This window comes from Pseudomonas sp. Tn43 (genome assembly GCF_014192635.1).
Classification (GTDB): Bacteria; Pseudomonadota; Gammaproteobacteria; order Pseudomonadales; family Pseudomonadaceae; genus Aquipseudomonas.
Map to the genome: position 1 here is coordinate 203,193 of NZ_JACHYG010000003.1, position 18,239 is coordinate 221,431.

The window sequence follows — 18,239 nt, forward strand, 5'->3', positions numbered from 1 at the left end:
GAGCTGTCGAGCGAAGCGAGGCTGCGATCTTTGATCTTGAACTGTATCTACCATCCACAAAAAAGCCCCTTTTGCGAGGGGCCCTTTGTGAAACGCTATTCGCTCACCAACATCAGGTCATCTGAATGATGGTCTGCATGATGGTGCTCTGGGTGGAAATGGTCTTGGCGTTGGCCTGGTAGTTACTCTGGGCCTTGATCAGCTCGACCAATTCATTGGTCAGGTTGACGTTGGACTCTTCCAGGGAGTTGGACACAACCGAACCCAGCGTGCCGGTCGTCGGCGCATCGACACCCGCCACGCCCGAGGCGAAGGTTTCTTTCCAGCGGGTACCGCCAATCGGTTGCAAGCCTTGCTCGTTAGCGAAGCTGGCGACTGCAACCTGGCCGATGGCCTTGGTTTGCTGGTTGCTGAAGTTGGCGGTCATGACGCCGGTAGCGTCGATCGTCAGGCTGGAGATCTGGCCAGTGGCGTAACCATCCTGGAATTGGGCGGTACGAGCGGTTGGCGAATTGTAAGAAGTGGTCAGCGCCATGTTGAACGCGATACCGCCAGTGGCAGCGACGGAACCGTTCGGCCCCCAGGTCACAGGGATCGTTGCGGCGTTGGTAATGGTGCCTGGCACCCAACCGGTCATGGTCAAGGTGTTGCCGGTCTGGGTCCACCCAGCACCCGCCGTCAGCGTATTGATGCTGCCATCGGAGTTGAAAGTGATGTCGGCGGTAATCGCCACGGGTGGCGTGGTGGCGGGGTTACCCGGGGAACGACCATCCATGTAGGTGTGGACACGCCAGGCGTTGGTACCCGTTTTCACGTAGTACTGATCCATGGTGTGCTCGTTACCCTGGCTATCGTAGACCTTGGTGGAAATGGTCTTGTTATAGCTGTTGGTGTCGGTCGGGCTGAACGTGGTCACGGTCGGTAATGTTTCCGCCGAATTCAGGTTCATCGTCTGATCGACCTTGGTCGTCGGATTCGGCTTGAGGCTCGAGGTATCGATCTTCAAATCCGTCAACACACCATTGATGATCTTGCCGTTGGCATCAACGCCATAGCCCTGCAAACGGTTGCCGTTGTTATCGACCACATAGTTTTCAGCATCCGTCTTGAACGCACCGGCACGGGTGTAGCTCAGGGAGCCGTTGTCGCTGAGAATGAAGAAGCCGTTGCCCTGGATGCCCATGTCCAGCACGTTGCCGGTGTTGTTCACATCGCCCTGGCCGAACTGCTGGGAAACGTTGGCCAGACGCACGCCGTTGCCGACGGTCTTGCTGCCGGTACCCAGGCGAGTGGCCGAGTACACGTCTTCGAATTCTGCACGGGAGGATTTGAAACCGGTGGTCGCGACGTTGGCGATGTTGTTGCCGGTCACGTCCAGTTGTTTGTTGGCTGCATAGAGACCGCTAAGGCCGATATTGAAAGACATATTCCACTCCTTGTGCCGTGTAGTCGGCTCTATATACCAATGGTTTGTACTTTGGACAGGGCAACGCTGCCCATGCCTGCCAGGTTCAGCATCAACTCACCGCCGGTCTGGCTGATGGTCACGCTGTTAACGGTCGCTGGCAGGTAAGTAATCAGTGATGTCGCCTTGCTGTCGATGGTGGTCGTTGCGCCGAAGGTGTAGGTACCCGCCGGTGCCACCGCGCCCGCATCGTCTTTGCCGTCCCAGATGAAACTGGCATTACCGGCACTTTGACTGCCCAACTCGAGCGTACGGATGGTCTTGCCTTCCGAGTTGGTGATCTTGACGGTGGCGGCGGAAACCGAGGTAGGCACCACGACGGTTCCGTTAAGGCTCTTGGAAGTGTCGACCAGGGTTTTGTCGGTCTGCGCAATGACGGAGCGCCCCACCAGCGAAGAAGCCTGCAAGGCTTGCGAGGAGCTGTAGCTGTTGGCAAGGCCGCTGACCGTATCGTTCAGCGTGGTAATACCTTCCAGGCTACTGAACTGCGCCAGTTGCGCCACGAACTCGCTGTTGTCCTGAGGATCGAGCGGGTTCTGGTTTTTCAGCTGAGTCACCAACAGTTGCAGGAACGCGTCCTTGCCCAGCGCCTGGCCGCCGGTAGCGGCGGAAGTCAGGCTGTCTTTGGTGGTTGGGGTCTGGACCGAAGAATTGGCCAGAACATCGCTGATAACGCTCATATGAATCGCCCCTTATCACTGACCCAGGGTCAGGACCTTCTGCATCATGGTTTTGGCGGTGTTCATCATTTCGGCGTTGGTCTGGAACGAACGGCTCGCGGAAATCATGTCGGCCATTTCTTCGACGACGTTGACGTTCGGGTAATAGACGTAGCCCTTGCCATCGGCAGCCGGATGGTTCGGCTCGTAGCGCGCGTCAAGGTTGCTCTGGTCTTCGACCACACCCAGCACTTGCACGCCTTGACCGGCAGCGTCCTGGTTCTGGAACAGTGAATCGCTGCCGCCGCTCTGGCTGCCCTGGAACATGGTGGCGAATACCGGGTGGCGGGCACGGTAGGTCTGGTCGATGCTCGAGGAGACGGTCTCGGCGTTGGCGATGTTCGAGGCGACGGTGTTCAGACGAGTGGTCTGGGCACTCATGCCGCTACCGGCAATGTTGAAAACACTGGCAAGGGACATGACTTACTCTCCGCGCAGGGCTGATACCAGCCCTTTGAATTTACTGTTGAGCAGGGTGAAGCTGGCCTGGAAGTTGACCGCGTTTTCCGCGTAATTCGACTGTTCCAGTTGAGCGTCCACGGTGTTCTGGTCGATCGACGGTTGCATCGGCGTGCGATACATCAGCGACTCGTCGCCATTGCCCATGCCTTCAGCTTCGATGTGACGGCTGTTGGTCATGTTCAAGGCGAACTTGCCGTTTTTGGTTTTCTCGTTCTGCTCGGCGAGCACTTTCGAGAAGTCCAGATCCCGAGCCTTGTAGTTCGGGGTGTCGGCGTTGGCGATGTTATTGGCCAGGACTTCGGCACGCTGGGCGCGGAAGCCCAAGGCTTGTTCATGGATACCGAGCGCTTTATCGAAGCTGATGCTCATGTCGGGAAACCTTCGGGTGACCTGATTTTTCGTAACAGGGACATAGCAAGCGTCGTGCCAATTCAAAAAACCCCGTAAACCGGGGCTTTGCGCGCGGTGGCAAACCGGCAATGCCAGAAAAGCGGCAACCGGTTTCCGCCGCCTGCCGCTTTTCTGCCGCTTATCAGGAACTACACCGACCACTGTAGGAGCGAGGCTTGCCCGCGAAAGCGATGTGTCAGTCAGCGATTTTGTGTCTGATACACCGCCTTCGCGGGCAAGCCTCGCTCCTACAGGTAATGCGGCGAGAATGAGAAATCAGGCACAAAAAAAACGGGAGCCCCTGAGGACTCCCGTTTTTTATGCCTGTCGCTTTTGCATCACTTCGCCTGGTAAATGATCCCCGGGCTGCACTGGACCATCTGGTAATGGTCCGGCAAACCGTTCAGCGCTTCGGACGCGCCAAGGAACAGATAACCGCCCGGCTTCAGCGTGCTGTGGATGCGCAACAGGATGTCCTTCTTCACTTCCGCAGAGAAGTAGATCAGCACGTTGCGGCAGAACACGATGTCGAACTTGCCCAGGCTCGCGTAGCTGTCCAGCAGGTTGAACGAGCGAAACTCAACCCGACTCTTGATCGGCGCCTTGATCGCCCAGCGCCCTGGCCCTTTCGGGTCGAAGTAACGCTGAAGGCGCTCGGGCGACAGACCGCGGCCGATGGCCAGGCTGTCGTATTCGCCGGTCTTGCAGTTGGTCAGCATGGTGCCGGACAGGTCAGTGGCAACGATCTGCACGCCCATCTTCAACTGGCCCATGTTGACCCGTTCGAACTCATCGATGGACATCGACAGCGAATACGGTTCCTGACCCGACGAACACGCCGCCGACCAGATCCGCAAGCGCTGGCCGGGGCTTGCCTTGATCGCTGCAGGCAAAACCTTGTTCTTCAAGACTTCAAACGGATAGGTATCACGAAACCATAGGGTTTCGTTGGTCGTCATGGCATCTACCACCATCTCGCGCAAACCGCTGCGCGGCTGGGTCTGGATGCGCTGGACCAGCTCACCCAGCGACTTGATGCCCTGCTGTTCCATCAGTTTGTTGAGACGGCTCGAGACCAGGTATTGCTTGTTTTCACCGAGCAAAATGCCACAGGCTTTTTCCAGGAAGACCCGGAACTGTTCGAAATCCAAATTACCCGTAGACAAAGATGCCGCCTCTTAACTCGTGTTGACCGCCAGGGGCAGAAGGCCCCTAGCTGTTATCTGCTGCTTTGATCCGGTCGACTACCCGGGATGCCAGGTCATCAGGACGGAATTTGGCCAGGAAGTCATCGGCACCGACCTTCTTGACCATCGCCTGATTGAACACACCCGACAACGAAGTATGCAGGATGATATGCAGCTTTTGCATGCGTGGGTCGTTGCGGATCTCGGCCGTCAGGGTGTACCCGTCCATCTCCGGCATCTCGATGTCGGAGATCATCATCAGGAACTCCTCTTCCGGCTTCTTGCCCTCGTCGACCAGCTTGCGCAGGTAATCCAGCGCTTGCCGACCGTCGTTCAGCGCCACCACTTCGACGCCGATGGTTTGCAGGCAACGGGTCACCTGCTTGCGCGCCACCGATGAGTCATCGACCGTCAGCACGCGCAAAGACAACGCCTTGTGCTGCGTCTCGACATCGACCACGCCCGCCGAAATGGCTTCCGGTGTCGGGGCCACTTCCGCCAGCACCTTCTCGACGTCGATGATTTCGACCAACTGATTGTCGACCCGAGTCACCGCCGTCAGGTAGTGATCGCGCCCGGTGCCCTTGGGAGGCGGATGAATCTCCTCCCAGTTCATGTTGACGATCCGCTCCACCGACCGAACCAGGAAACCCTGGGTCTTGGTGTTGTACTCCGTGATGATCACGAAGGGATTGCTTTGATCTTTCAGCGCTCCGGAACCGGTCGCCATCGCCAGATCCAGAATCGGAATGGTCGCCCCCCGAATATTCGCCACACCGCACACGACGGGACTGGACTTGGGCATCAGGGTTAGCTTGGGGCATTGCAGCACCTCACGAACCTTGAACACGTTGATCCCATACAGCTGCTGGCCGTCGAGACGGAACAACAACAGCTCAAGGCGATTCTGCCCCACCAGTTGCGTGCGCTGGTTCACCGAATCCATTACACCAGCCATGCCCAGACTCCTACACCAACGCTAAGTGTGTTGCGACGCACATTCTTCACGAAACGGCACGGCGCTTGCTTTTTAACTTTTATGAACACAGAACCGACATTTTTCCGACACCTGGCTTCAGCCTGCCGCAGATTACTCTGCGCGGTGTCGGCCGCTTGCCTGTTCAACGCTGGCAGCCCTGCCCTTGCTGACGCAGTTACCTTGCCTGACATGCTTATCGGCGTCACTCAGGGCTTTCTTGAATTCACCGTAGAAGACTATTTGGCCACCAGTCAAACGCAAGGACGCTACGAGATCGAGGTCAGCCAGCTCGATCCGCGCTTGCGCATGCCTATGTGCGACAAGGAATTGACAGCCAGCCTTGAGAGCCCGTCAAGGCCTCTGGGCCGGGTTACGGTCAAGGTTCGCTGTGACGGCGCCTCTCCCTGGACAGTCTTTGTACCCGCTCAAGTACGGCTGTTTCGCGACATCGTGACCACCACCCGTCCACTCAAACGCACAGGAATTATCGAACCTCAGGACGTAACCCTGCGAGAGCGCGATATCAGCCTGATAAATCAAGGCTTTCTGACTTCCGTCGATCAAGCGATCGGACAAAAACTGACCCGACCAATGGTCGCCGATCAGGTGATTACCCTGGTGCATCTCGAACAGGCGGAAGTCATTCGCAAGGGCGATCAGGTAGTGATTACTGCCCGTAGCGGTACGCTCAGTGTGCGTATGCCGGGTGAAGCGCTGTCCAATGGCGGCATGAGCGAACAGATTCGCGTGAAAAACCTGAACTCCCAGCGGGTTATCAAGGCGCAAGTCACCGCGCCCGGGCAGGTGGAAGTGTCTATGTAAGCGACCATGTAGTTTGTGAAGAGATGGCGCGCCACTGGGCTGTTGCCTAAACTGTGCCGCATGCAGGACACACGCTGGCGCATGCAAGCTCATTGATAAATGGGCCTAAAGTTTTCACAGCAATGGCCGAAAACATGGCAAGCGTCCAAATACCCAGAGGTTTTTTGTCATGGTCATCGATTTCAGTCGTTTAAACAGCTCCTCGTCACTTACGGGCAGTACACGTACCAGCGCAGCGAAGGAAACCGCCGAAGCCGGCCAATCCACGCCGCTGAATACCCCGGCCGAACAGGCCAGTACCACCAAAAGCGGGGAGTCGGTACACCTCAGCAATGAGGCTCAACAGTTGCAGAAGGTCACTGACAAGCTGCGTGATCAGCCTGCCGTCGACAAGGCCCGCGTGGCCGAGTTGAAAGCAGCGATTGCCGATGGCAGCTATAAAGTCGACAGCAACCGTGTAGCCAGCAAACTGCTCAACTTCGAAGCCCAGCGCTAGGCCACGGCCGCGCCAGGCTTTTGGACGCTTAAAACCCAAGGCCAGCCATGCACGACACTAATTTACTGCAACTGATCATCGACGACTTTGCCCCGGCGCAACACTTGCTGGAACTGCTGCAAACCGAGTCCCTCGCGCTGCACGGTCGTGACATGCCACTGCTCGAAGAAATTCTGGCGCAGAAACAGGCATTGATCATTTTGCTTGAGCAGCATGGCCGCAAGCGCAGTGAAATCCTCGCCGGTCTCAACCTGCCAACCAATCGCCAGGGCCTGGAACAACTTGCCAGCCATTCGAGCATTGGCGATCAGTTGCTGGCACAGAGCGATGTGCTGACTGACCTCCTGGCCCGGTGCCAGGCCGCCAACGTCAACAATGGCCAGTCGATTCTGGTGCAGCAGGCCGCCACGGCCAACCAGTTGAAAATCCTCACCGGCGGCGAGCCGCCAGCGCTTTATGATGCCCGCGGATCAACCTCCAAGCTCGCAAAGCCACGCCCGCTCAGTCAGGCTTGAGCCTTTCAACGCGCACGCTCTATCAAGACGCGAAACATGCTGGCAGAATGCTGGCAAATAGTCATATTGGTCTGGAGATTGATGCCCCGTGTTCAATGCCTTAAACGCGGAAGATGCTCCGCAGCCACCCAAGGTGCTCACTACGCCCCTGGAAATCTCCGGCAATCTGCGTCAGCTGCAAGACAGCCATGACCCGCTGATCATCACGTTCCATGAGCGCAGCCAGCGCTTCCAGAGTTATCTGGTGGACATCGACCGTGACAGCAACATGATCGCCCTGGACGAAATGATCCCACGCGATGGCGAGCGCTTCTTGCTCGCCGGCGAACCGTTCAAGGTCGAAGGCTTCCACGACGGCGTGCGCATCGCCTGGGAAAGCAATGGCCCGCTGACCATCCATGACTCTGGCGATGGCCGCTGCTACCGTGGCGCACTGCCCGCTGAAGTGGTTTATCACCAGCGCCGCAACGCTTTCCGCGCCGCGTTGAAGCTGGCGCAACTGGTCGATGTCGACTTGGGTGGCGACAAACTCAAATCGGCCATCGGCGGCAAACTGCTGGACATCTCTGCCACCGGCTGCAAGCTGCGCTTTGAGGGCGATATCACCGCCAAGCTGCAACTGGGCCAGGTCTACGACCGTTTTGTCGCAGCCCTGCCCTTCGGCAACATGACGGCCCCGGTCGAACTGCGTTACCTGCACTTTGAAGAAAAGATCAACACCACCTTCGCCGGCGTGCGCTTTCACAACATGAGTGGCCTGGTGCAGCGTCAGGTCGAACGGTTCGTCTATCAGCTTCAGCGTGAAGCGCGGCGCTTCGATAAAGACGACTTCTGATACGCCACACCCATGAAAAACGGGCAGTCCCTTGCGGGGACTGCCCGTTTTTTTATGCCTTGGTCAAGGCCGTGCTTCGGTAAAACTTTGCTCGCGACCTGTGTCAGGGTCTTCTGATTCCGTTTCTGTTTCAGCTTCCGTTTCAACTGCTGATGCGGGCTCGGCCTCCGGATTGAAATCATCCTCCGGGTTGACCGGGTTCTGCATCTGCTCCTGCACCACCTGTTCATCGACTCGCGGGTCCAGGCAAGCGACCAAGGGCGAACTCGACATACTGTCCGGCATGGCCACGTGATGCAGCGGAGCATCGTCCACCTGATGCAGGTTGGTGACCGCTTTCGGGCGAATTCGCCATACCAGCACCAGCGCAAAGAAGCTGAAGAAGGCATAGAGCATCTGACTGCCGAACAGCTTCATCAATACCCCGGCCACCAGCGGCCCAACACTCGCGCCGACACCATAGGTCACCAGCAGCATCGCCGTCAGTGACACCCGACGATCAGCCTCGACATGGTCGTTGGAGAACGCCACCGCCAACGGGTACAGGCAAAATTGCACCAACGAACAGAAAAACCCGGCGATGAACAGCACCTCCAGCGGCACTTGCTGCATGATTGCCAGCGGCAACGCAGCCAGCGCCAGGCTGAATGCGAAACAGCGGATCAACAGCGCCCGGTCATAGCGGTCCGACAGCCAACCCAACGGCCACTGCACCACCAGGCCTGCAAAAATGCAGCTACCCATGAACAGACCGACCTGTTCAGTGGACAGCCCTTGTTGCGAGGCATACAACGGGGCCAGACCGTAGAACGAACCGACGATCAAGCCCGATCCCAACACCGTGCTCAACGACTGCGGCACGCGCTTGATGAAGAAGCGTGGTTCCATCGGTGCCGGATGCAAAGGTGCGGGGTGAATCCGCCGCGTCAGGGCCACCGGTACCAGGCACAGGGCGAAACACAGGGCGACCAGCATCAGCAGTTCCAGCCCCAGGCCCGGGTGCATGACCAGAATCAGCTGACCCAGCACCAACCCCAGGTACGAAGCGATCATGTAGCCGCTGAACACCACGCCACGTTTATTGGCTTCTGCCTGCTCATTGAGCCAGCTTTCGATCACCATGTACTGGCACATCATGCCCAAGCCGACGATCACCCGCAGGAACAGCCACGCGGGCAACCAATCCACCAGGCCATGGCCCAGCACTGCTGCACCGACGATCCCGGCGCAGGCTGAATAAGCTCGAATATGCCCGACCCGGGCAATCAGCCGATGGCCGATCTTGCCGCCCAGCACCAGGCCAAAATAATTGGCCGCCATCAGCGCACCAACCCACAGGCTGTCGACTTTATCGGCCGCCAGGCGCAGGGCAAGGTAAGTACTCAACAGGCCCGAGCCGATCAACATCATCAGCGAGGCGAAATACAGCCCCCGAAAAGATTTCAAGATTTGGCGCATCGGCGTTCCGAGCGGCTCCTTGCGGTGAGTATCGGACTATCGACAAACGATAGCCCGACGGCGACGGGTCGTCAGGCCTGGGCTGCTAGAACACGCCGTTCCCAGGGAGTAATTTCATCAAAGAAGCTGGTCAACTCCATGGTCTTCGAAGCGATGTAGCCTTCGATGAACTCCTTGCCGAACAGTTCCTTCGCCAATTGGCTACGTTTCAGACGTTCAAGAGCAGCATGCAAGGTACACGGCAATGAAAGATTATCCGGCACAACGAACTCACCCTGGATCGGCTCGCTCGGCTCCAGTTTGTTCTCGATACCGTACAACCCCGCGGCCAGGCTCGCGGCGATCGCCAGATACGGATTGGCATCAGCCCCCGGCAAGCGGTTTTCGACCCGACGAGCGACCGGTGAACTGGCCGGAATGCGCAGCCCGGCCGCGCGGTTATCGTGGGACCAGCAGGCATTGTTCGGCGATGCAAAAGGATGGCACAGGCGCTGGTAAGAGTTCACGTTCGGCGCAAACAGCGCAGTGAAATCCGCCAGACCGGCCTGCAGGCCACCGATGAAATGACGGAAGGTCGCGGTCGGCTCGCCGGCCTTGTCGCTGAACACGTTACGCCCGGTGCCGATCTCGACGATGCTCTGGTGAATATGCATCGAACTGCCCGGCGTGTGCGCCAATGGCTTGGCCATGCAGACCACGGTCAGGCCATGCTTGAGCGCCACTTCCTTGAGCAGATGCTTGAACAGTAACGTCTGGTCGGCCAACAGTAGCGGATCGCCGTGCAGCAGGTTGATCTCGAACTGGCTGACACCCATCTCGTGCATGAAGGTATCGCGCGGCAAGCCCAGCGCCGCCATGCATTCGTAGACTTCATTGAAGAACGGCCGCAAGCCGTTGTTGGAGCTGACGCTGAACGCCGAATGACCATCCTCGCGACGACCGTCCAGGCCCAGTGGCGGCTGGAAGGGTTGCGTCGGGTCAGGGTTGGGCGCGAAGACGAAGAATTCCAGCTCGGTCGCCACCACTGGTGCCAGACCGAGGGCGGCGTATCGAGCGATCACGGCCTTGAGTTGGCCGCGAGTCGACAATGGCGAGCTATCGCCAGTCAGTTCGTCCGCATCGCAAATGGCCAGCGCCCGAGGCTGCGAGCTCCAGGGCAAGCGGTGGATCTGCGCGGGATCAGGCACCAGCGCCAGGTCGCCATCATCGCTGCCATAAAAACGCGCCGGCGGATAACCGCCCATGATGCATTGCAGCAGCACGCCCCGCGCCATCTGCAAACGCCGCCCTTCAAGAAATCCTTCGGCGGTCATCACCTTGCCGCGGGGTACGCCGTTCAGGTCCGGCGTGACACATTCAATCTCATCAATGCCCGTCAATCGCTGCGCGAGTGAACGATGGCCATCGGTTGTCATGACGCAATCCTTGTTGTTGTACGAGCCGCGAACGGCGACCCGTACAAAATAGGCTTCGGCTGTTCGGAATATCAAGCAGCGTCAAACAAAAAGACGTAGGAACCGCCGAAGGGGATTGTGTCTGTCAGGGGAGATAGAGGCTGAACACGCCGCCACCCAACGGGCCGCCATTGCTGATTTCTGTGCGTCCACCCACGCCGTTGCGCTGATGCAAGGCGGCGATCCGTCCGGCAAAGTACAGGCCCAGGCCGGTGCTGCCAGTGCTGTGGTTGATGCCCTGCACGTAATCGGCCTGACGCTCGATCATCTCGGGCGGATAACCCTCGCCATCATCGTTGATGGTCAGCACCAGTTGCCCGGCCTCATCGCTGACGCTGATCAACAAGGCATGGCGGGCATAACGCATGGCATTGTTGATGCAGTTGGCGAGTACCGAGGCAATCAGCTCCCGGTCGAAGAAACCCAGGGGGCTCAACGGATCCACTTCATAGCTGGCGATAATGCCGCGGCTGGCGAACACTTCCTGGTGAGCCGCCAGTTGCGCCTCGATGAAATCATCCAGCTCATGGTAAGCCGGCTGCAACGGCATCTGGTTGACGCCGAGTTTGTACAGCCCCAGCAATTGCACCAGCATGCCATTGAGGTGGGCGAACTCGAAGTCGATCACGCCCTGCTCCGGGGTGTGTTGCTCGGGATCGGGCAAGCGCGCCAGCCATTGGCTGTGTGCCTGCATCAGCATGGCCAGGGAGTTCTTCATGTCATGCACGGTGGAGGCAATCACCGTGGAAAAGTCGAGTGACGGTTCGCTGTCGATCATTCGCCGAACGCCTTGATTTTCAGTTTCTGGTAGCGCGGATAACGCGCGTCGGTATCGGGCATCAGACCGACGGTTTTCAGGCAGGCCCGGCATTCTTCCAGTTCGGCCGACGGCACGCTGGTGTCAGTGCCATGCAACAGCGACTGCGCCATGTTCAGGGCGATGCTGATGTTCTTGGGCTGTAGCGCCAGGGCTTTGCGAAATACATCCCGGGCCTCCACCAGGTTGCCGGTCTTGTACACCCGTACGCCCTGACGATTGAGGTCGGCGGCCGCGTTGCCGGAGTTGAGGATGGTCGGGTCGTCGGTCAGTTTGGCGATGCCTTTCATTACAGTCGGATCGTCGCCGTAGATTTCCGCACAGTTTTTCAGCATTGAAGCGCCGGCACTCGCCTGCCCCAACATTTGCAGCTGCTTGGCCACCAGCAGCGCCGCTTCGGCGCTCATGAACTGCTCCATGCCGTCGAGGCGCATCATCGCCTGCTCGGTGAGCTTCTCGGCGGTTTCGGCATCGTTGAGCAGCAGACTGGTGGCTTTCATCAGGCGCGCACGAATCTGCAAGCCGGGGTCGGAAGGGTTCTCCTTCGCCACGGCACTCAGCGTGGTGTTGATTTCGAGGCGGGTCCGGGTGTCCAGGCCTTTTTCACTGCCCTTGCTGATCAAGGCATGGGCCAGGCCGAGGTTACTTTCCGCATCTTTGAAACGTGACTGCGCCCCTTGGGCCACCGCTTGGCGATAGGCTCTGGAAGCGGTATCGAAATCCTCGTTGGCCATTGCCAGTTTGCCCAGCAACGCTTGCCGGCGCACCGCCAGCGGCGACAGGCGAATAGCCTCTTCCAGGACTCTCTGCGCCCCTTTGGTGTCCCCTTCGGCGACCAGCACATCGGCCATGCCGTCGTAGAGGGCCGGCATCATCGGAAAAACTTTCAGGGCCTTTTCATATACGCCTTTGGCTTGGCTCACCTGGCCGCGCTTGAACAGCAACTGGCCCAATCCGGCAAACGCCCAAGGCAAAGGCCGATCAGCGATGATGCTGTCGTACAGCCGCTCCAGCGCTTCGTTCTGGTTCAAATCGCGCAACGCATCGGCGCGGTAACGCAGGCACAGCGGCGAATAACGAATGTCCTGTTTGCACAGGGCGATGCAGGCATTGAGCACTTCAACCGGTTTGCCCCGATCAAGTGCTTGCAGGATCGGTTTGAGCAACGTCTTGCGCTGCTCCAGCCGTTCCAGGCGCTGGGCCAGGCCGGAACGGTTGAACGGCTTGGTCAGGTAAGCATCAGGCTCGTGCTCCAGGGCGCTGAGCACCATGGCCTGGCTGGTTTCGGCAGTGACCATGACAAACACGCTTTCATGGCTGATCAGCTTCTCGATCATCAGGTCTTCAAGCACCTGCTGACCGTTCTTCTTGCCGTCGCCCAGGTGGAAATCCTGCAGGATGAAATCGTAGGACTTCTGCGAGCACATACGCAGTGCCTGCTCACCGGTATCAGCGGTGTCCACGTCCTTGACGCCCAGCTCCCGCAGCATGGACCTCACGGAACTGCGGAAATCCGAGAAATCATCGACGATCAGGAAGCTTTTTTGGTGATACGACAGCATCGAAGATTTCCAGGCAATTTAAGAAGAACAACCTAAAGACAGTGACACGGGTGAACTCAGCATCGCGCCCGTTTTTCGGGCGCGCAGATGATAGCGAGAGGCCATAGGCTATCAAGCAATTTCGCACAATTGCGTGATCACACTTGCCGGCCGTCAGCGACGAAACTCGCACAGCCGATCGGGTTATCGGCCAGTAGTCGCGTTCCCTTGAAGCGACGGGAATGCAATCGTACGTTGGGTGGTCAAAAACTTATATAACCCCACAAATGCGCGCTAAATAATTGAACGCCTTATTGAAAAACGGGATTATTCTGATTTTATGAAGCGCGTTTTATATCCGCTTGAACTCTGTACGCTTTACATCGCCAGCAAAGGCAGAAGAAATGACCACCAACCCCAAGCACTCGGCCACCGCCTCTGAGCAAAAGGCCCTGAGCCCCAGCACCCTGGACTTTCCGGTGGTGGGCATTGGCGCGTCGGCGGGCGGGCTGCAAGCCATTAAATTGTTCTTCGAGAACATGCCTCAAGATAACGGCATGGCGTTCGTGATCATTCTTCATCTGTCGCCCGACCATCAGAGCATCGCCGACAAGATCATCCAGGAATCGACCCGGATGCCGGTCCTGCAGGTCACCGAAACCGTGCCGATCGAAAAAAACCGGGTGTACGTCATCTCACCGGCACAACGGCTGACGATGAATGACGGCAACCTTGAGGTCAGTGAAAACGATCCACAGTTGGGCCGCCACGCCTCGATCGATCTGTTCTTCCGTGACCTGGCCAACGTACATAAGGAACGCGCCTTTTGCCTGGTGCTCTCTGGCAGCGGCTCCGATGGCGCGGTCGGTTTGTCACGTATCAAGGAACAGGGCGGCATCACCATGGCCCAAGTGCCGGAAGACGCCGAATTTGACGGAATGCCACGCGCAGCCATCGAGACCGGCATGGTCGATCTCGTATTGCCCGTGGTCGAAATGCCGCAAAAACTGCTGGATCTATGGCATAACTCCCAGGAAATCAGTTTGCCCATCCTCAACGAGCCGGAACAGCAAGCCGTCGCCTCGATGTCCGAGCGCGATGTTGCATTCGCCGAACAAATGCTGCATGACATCCTCATCCAGTTGCGCTCCGGCACCGGCCACGACTTCAAGCACTATAAGCGCGCGACGGTATTGCGGCGGATCGAGCGCCGGATGCAGGTCACCGCGCAGCCAAACCTGAAAGCTTATTACCAGTACCTGCAAAGCAATCCCGAAGAAACCAAAGCGTTGCTGGGGGACATGCTGATCGGCGTAACCAACTTTTTCCGTGATCGCGAAGCCTTTGAAGCACTGGAGCGCGATATCGTGCCGCAACTGGTCAGCGCCGCTGTCTCGGCGCAGCCAGAGAAAGAAGAAATTCGAGTGTGGTCGGCTGGCTGCTCCACCGGCGAAGAGGCCTACAGCCTGGCGATGCTGGTCAGCGATCAGCTGCAACTGGAGTCCAGCAAGGCCTCGCTGCAAGTTTTCGCCACCGACATCGACGAGCGCGCCATCAGCTTCGGCCGGGCCGGCCTGTACCCGCAAGCGATTATCACGGATGTGCCGCCAACACGGCTGCGGAATTACTTCATCAAGGAAGATGACCACTATCGGATTCGCAAGGAAATCCGCGAGAAAGTGCTGTTTGCCAAGCACAGCCTGTTGTCCGACCCACCCTTTTCGCAAATCGACCTGATCGTTTGCCGTAACCTGCTGATTTATCTGGATCGCAGCGTGCAACGCGAAATTCTGCAGATGTTCCACTTTGCATTGCGGCCCGGCGGCTTCCTGTTCCTGGGGTCTTCCGAAAGCGCGGATGCTTGTCATGAGCTGTTCACGCCCGTAGACAAACGCAACCGGATCTTCCGCGCCAAGACCGGCACCGCCAATAGCCGACGCATGCCGACCGTGCCGCGCGGTGGTTATGTGCGCAGCAACGTTTCCCGGCAGACACCGCAAAATGCAGCACCGCGCAAGCTGTCCTTCGCCGATATCCACCAGCGCGCCCTCGAGCGCGCCGCCCCGCCGAGCATGATTGTCGATGCCAACGCGGATATCTTGCACATGAGCGAAAGTGCCGGGCGCTTCCTGCGGCATGTGGGCGGTGAGCTGTCACGCAACCTGCTGACGCTGATTCTTCCGGAGCTGCGCCTGGAGATCCGCACCACGCTGTTCCAGGTCCAGCAGAGTGGCCTGGCGGTCAAATCCCGCGAGGTGCCGATCAAACGTGAAGACCGGCGCTACAAGGTCAGCCTGGAGGCGCAGCCTTACAAAGAAGAAGAATCGTACGGCGAGTTCGTCCTGGTGATTTTCGAAGAAGTCGAAGTTGACCCTTCGCAAGTAACGACCACGACGCTGCTGCAAACCGAGAGCCAGGTACTGTCCAACCTGGAGCGTGAACTGCAACGCACCAAGCTGCACTTGCAGGACACCATTGAACAATCGGAAATTTCCAGTGAAGAACTGAAAGCCTCCAACGAAGAAATGCAGGCGATCAACGAAGAACTGCGCTCGGCCACCGAAGAGCTGGAAACCAGCAAGGAAGAGCTGCAATCGATCAACGAAGAGTTGCTGACGGTCAACTACGAGCTGAAAACCAAAGTCGAAGAAACCGACAAGATCAACGACTACCTGACCAACCTGATCGCCTCCACCGACATTGCCACGGTCTTTGTCGACCGCAGCATGCGAATCAAATGGTTCACCCCGCGCGCCACCGACATTTTCAGCATGTTGCCGATGGATACCGGCCGCTCCCTGCTCGACATCACCCATCGCCTGTACTACGACGAGCTGGCCAGTGATGCCGCCCAGGTATTCGAATCATTGAACATGATCGAGCGCGAAGTCAGCAGCACCGACAAGCGCTGGTACATCGCCCGCCTGCTGCCCTACCGCTCCAGCGAAGACCATATCGACGGCACGGTGTTGACCTTCATCGACATCACCAAACGCCGCGCGGCCGAAGAAGAACTGCGCCTGGGCGAAGAGCGCATGCGCCTGGTGGCCGAAAGCACCCGCGACTACGCGATCATTACCCTCGATGAGCAAGGCGTGATCACCAGCTGGAACAAAGGCGCCGAGCTGATCTTCGGCTACAGCAAGGCCGAAGCCGAAGGCGCTTACTACGACTTCATCTTTTCGGCCGAAGACCGCGCCTCTGGCGTGCCCGAAACCGAGCTGCAAGGAGCACGTACCCATGGCCGTTCCGAAGATGAACGCTGGCACCTGCGCAAGGACGGCAGCCGTTTCTATTGCAGCGGCGAGGTAACCCTGCTCAGCGGTGACAACCTGCGAGGCTATGTGAAAATCGCCCGTGACCTGACCGGCCACAAACGCCAGCATGAGGAACAGAGCCAACAACTGGCCGAGACGCTGAACACCAATTACCTCAAGGATGAGTTCTTCGCGGTCATGTCCCATGAGCTCAAGCATCCACTGAACCTGATCCAGCTCAACGCCGAACTGCTGCGGCGCTTGCCGGTGACCAAGTCTGTGGCGCCGGCCGCCAAAGCCGTCAGCACCATCTGCGATGCCGTCAGCAGCCAGGCACGGATCATCGACGACCTGCTGGATGTCGCCCGCGTCCGTACCGGCAAGCTCAAGCTGAAACCGGTGGCCGTGGACCTGGCCAGTGTGCTGCGCGATATCCACACGGTCGTGCTCAATGATCGGCACAGCACCACCGTCGAGTTGCAAATACCGTCGGAGCCGTTGATGGTCTGCGCCGATCCGACGCGCCTGGAGCAGATCATCTGGAATCTGGTAAACAACGCACTGAAATTCACCCCACCCAACGGCCACGTGCAATTGATCGCCCGGCAGACCGGAAACATGGCGCGTCTGGACGTCAAGGATGATGGCATTGGTATCGCCCCCGAGCACCTCGAACACGTATTCGACCTGTTTGGCCAGGCAGAAACCCAGCATGCCAACCACCAACGCGAGGGGCTGGGCATCGGTTTGTCGCTGGTGCGCCAATTGACCGAGGCCCAACGGGGTACGGTAGAGGTGAGTTCGCCGGGGGTCGGGGAAGGCTGTACCTTCAGTGTCTACTTGCCACTGGCCAGCCCCGAAGGCAAAACCCAAACCGAAGCTCAAATCGATGATGTGTCAGGAAAACTGAGCGGCTTGACGATTCTGCTGGTCGACGACTCTGCCGAGGTACTGGAAACCCTGAAAATGCTGCTGGAAATGGAAGATGCCGAAGTCATTGCCTTCGATCGCCCGGTGGCCGCTCTGGACGCAGCGAAGAGCACTCGTTTCGACCTGATCATTTCGGATCTGGGCATGCCGGTGATGAATGGCCATGAGCTGATGAATGCATTGCGTCAGTTGCCGCTTGCCAAGGATGTGCCGGCCATCGCCCTGACCGGCTATGGCGCCAGCAGCGACATTCAGAAGGCCCGCCAATCGGGTTTTGACCAGCACATTGGAAAACCGGTTTCCTACGATGACCTGATCGCAACCATTGAGAATCTGCGGCAATCCCAGCCCTGAGGGCCATAATCGCTCAGCGTAAATAGGTGCGTTGCACCCACACGCGCCGGTCAATCGCCTGCCTCAGACGCTCTTTGTGGTCTGCCCAGACCTTGGGATCGACCTTAGGCGCACGCATGAGATTCAGCATGGCCGCTTTGGCGGCCAGGTATTCCGACCATGCGTCTTCGCAACTGAGCTTGAAACGCTCACGCTCGCTCATTTCCATGCGCCGTAGCGCCAATACAGACTCATCGGTGATGACCGGACCCAGCGTCAATTGCACCCGATGCGGTGCGACGAACCCTTGGGCGTCCGCCACAATCTCCCTCGCGCGCTGGGCACCCCATTTCAACGCCGCGCAGTAAGACTCATCGTGACCCCTGTCGTGAAACTCCTCGCACAGCATGATCCCATGGTCATCGTAAATACCGATGAACACCTGGGAAACACCTTCGTGATTCACCCGCGCACGAACTTCCACTTGTACCCCATCGCTGAGCACTTCTTCATGGATGTGCAGCGATAACCGATTATCGGTCCATAACCAGAACTGTGCGCCTCTGTGTCGCATTGCCG

At 58.3% G+C, this 18,239-nt stretch carries 16 protein-coding genes; 5 read left to right on the forward strand and 11 right to left on the reverse strand.

Going from position 1 to position 18,239, the window contains the following annotated elements; all coding sequences use genetic code 11:
- Window positions 1–112: 112 nt before the first annotated feature.
- From flgE to FHW68_RS09475, 6 genes are all read right to left on the reverse strand, one after another.
- Window positions 113–1,426 (reverse strand): flagellar hook protein FlgE, encoded by a 1,314-nt coding sequence (flgE, locus tag FHW68_RS09450; protein ID WP_095634360.1) that lies wholly within the window; start codon window positions 1,424–1,426, stop codon window positions 113–115.
- Between the two features lie 29 nt (window positions 1,427–1,455).
- Complete coding sequence (flgD, locus tag FHW68_RS09455) at window positions 1,456–2,145, reverse strand: flagellar hook assembly protein FlgD (protein WP_095634359.1); 690 nt, start codon at window positions 2,143–2,145, stop codon at window positions 1,456–1,458.
- Between the two features lie 15 nt (window positions 2,146–2,160).
- Window positions 2,161–2,604, reverse strand: a complete 444-nt coding sequence (gene flgC / locus FHW68_RS09460; RefSeq protein WP_095634358.1) for a flagellar basal body rod protein FlgC — start codon at window positions 2,602–2,604, stop codon at window positions 2,161–2,163.
- 3 nt (window positions 2,605–2,607) lie between these two features.
- Complete coding sequence (gene flgB, locus FHW68_RS09465) at window positions 2,608–3,015, reverse strand: flagellar basal body rod protein FlgB (RefSeq protein ID WP_095634357.1); 408 nt, start codon at window positions 3,013–3,015, stop codon at window positions 2,608–2,610.
- A gap of 359 nt (window positions 3,016–3,374) precedes the next feature.
- A complete protein-coding gene (cheR, locus tag FHW68_RS09470; protein ID WP_008071786.1) occupies window positions 3,375–4,202 on the reverse strand; it encodes a protein-glutamate O-methyltransferase CheR in 828 nt (275 codons plus the stop codon).
- A gap of 46 nt (window positions 4,203–4,248) precedes the next feature.
- Window positions 4,249–5,181: a chemotaxis protein CheV gene (locus tag FHW68_RS09475; protein ID WP_095634356.1), complete on the reverse strand. Its 933-nt coding sequence runs from the start codon at window positions 5,179–5,181 to the stop codon at window positions 4,249–4,251.
- An 81-nt stretch (window positions 5,182–5,262) separates the two neighbouring features.
- Here FHW68_RS09475 and flgA point away from each other — a divergent pair, with 81 nt between their 5' ends.
- The 4 genes from flgA to FHW68_RS09495 all read left to right on the forward strand — a co-directional run bounded on the left by flgA (window position 5,263) and on the right by FHW68_RS09495 (window position 7,870).
- Window positions 5,263–6,024, forward strand: coding sequence for a flagellar basal body P-ring formation chaperone FlgA (gene flgA, locus FHW68_RS09480; RefSeq protein ID WP_095634355.1), 762 nt, complete (start codon window positions 5,263–5,265; stop codon window positions 6,022–6,024).
- A gap of 169 nt (window positions 6,025–6,193) precedes the next feature.
- On the forward strand, window positions 6,194–6,520 hold the full coding sequence (gene flgM / locus FHW68_RS09485) for a flagellar biosynthesis anti-sigma factor FlgM (protein WP_095634354.1): 327 nt from the start codon (window positions 6,194–6,196) through the stop codon (window positions 6,518–6,520).
- Between the two features lie 47 nt (window positions 6,521–6,567).
- Window positions 6,568–7,035: a flagella synthesis protein FlgN gene (locus tag FHW68_RS09490; RefSeq protein ID WP_095634353.1), complete on the forward strand. Its 468-nt coding sequence runs from the start codon at window positions 6,568–6,570 to the stop codon at window positions 7,033–7,035.
- Window positions 7,036–7,123: 88 nt separating this feature from the next.
- Window positions 7,124–7,870: a flagellar brake protein gene (locus FHW68_RS09495; RefSeq protein WP_095634352.1), complete on the forward strand. Its 747-nt coding sequence runs from the start codon at window positions 7,124–7,126 to the stop codon at window positions 7,868–7,870.
- Between the two features lie 63 nt (window positions 7,871–7,933).
- Here FHW68_RS09495 and FHW68_RS09500 read toward each other — a convergent pair whose 3' ends face one another.
- The 4 genes from FHW68_RS09500 to FHW68_RS09515 form a co-directional block, all read right to left on the reverse strand.
- Window positions 7,934–9,328, reverse strand: coding sequence for an MFS transporter (locus FHW68_RS09500; RefSeq protein ID WP_095634351.1), 1,395 nt, complete (start codon window positions 9,326–9,328; stop codon window positions 7,934–7,936).
- 71 nt (window positions 9,329–9,399) lie between these two features.
- The gene (locus FHW68_RS09505; protein WP_183680481.1) at window positions 9,400–10,641 is read right to left on the reverse strand and encodes a glutamine synthetase family protein; all 1,242 of its coding nucleotides are present in this window, start codon (window positions 10,639–10,641) and stop codon (window positions 9,400–9,402) included.
- 226 nt (window positions 10,642–10,867) lie between these two features.
- Window positions 10,868–11,560, reverse strand: a complete 693-nt coding sequence (locus FHW68_RS09510; protein WP_183680131.1) for a sensor histidine kinase KdpD — start codon at window positions 11,558–11,560, stop codon at window positions 10,868–10,870.
- Window positions 11,557–13,161, reverse strand: coding sequence for a tetratricopeptide repeat-containing response regulator (locus tag FHW68_RS09515; protein ID WP_095634348.1), 1,605 nt, complete (start codon window positions 13,159–13,161; stop codon window positions 11,557–11,559). Before FHW68_RS09515 ends, FHW68_RS09510 begins: the two co-directional genes overlap by 4 nt.
- Window positions 13,162–13,544: 383 nt before the next feature.
- Between FHW68_RS09515 and FHW68_RS09520 the strand changes: the two genes are divergently transcribed.
- Window positions 13,545–17,681, forward strand: coding sequence for a CheR family methyltransferase (locus FHW68_RS09520; protein WP_183680133.1), 4,137 nt, complete (start codon window positions 13,545–13,547; stop codon window positions 17,679–17,681).
- Between the two features lie 13 nt (window positions 17,682–17,694).
- Here FHW68_RS09520 and FHW68_RS09525 read toward each other — a convergent pair whose 3' ends face one another.
- Window positions 17,695–18,234 (reverse strand): hypothetical protein, encoded by a 540-nt coding sequence (locus FHW68_RS09525; RefSeq protein WP_095634346.1) that lies wholly within the window; start codon window positions 18,232–18,234, stop codon window positions 17,695–17,697.
- Window positions 18,235–18,239: the final 5 nt, after the last annotated feature.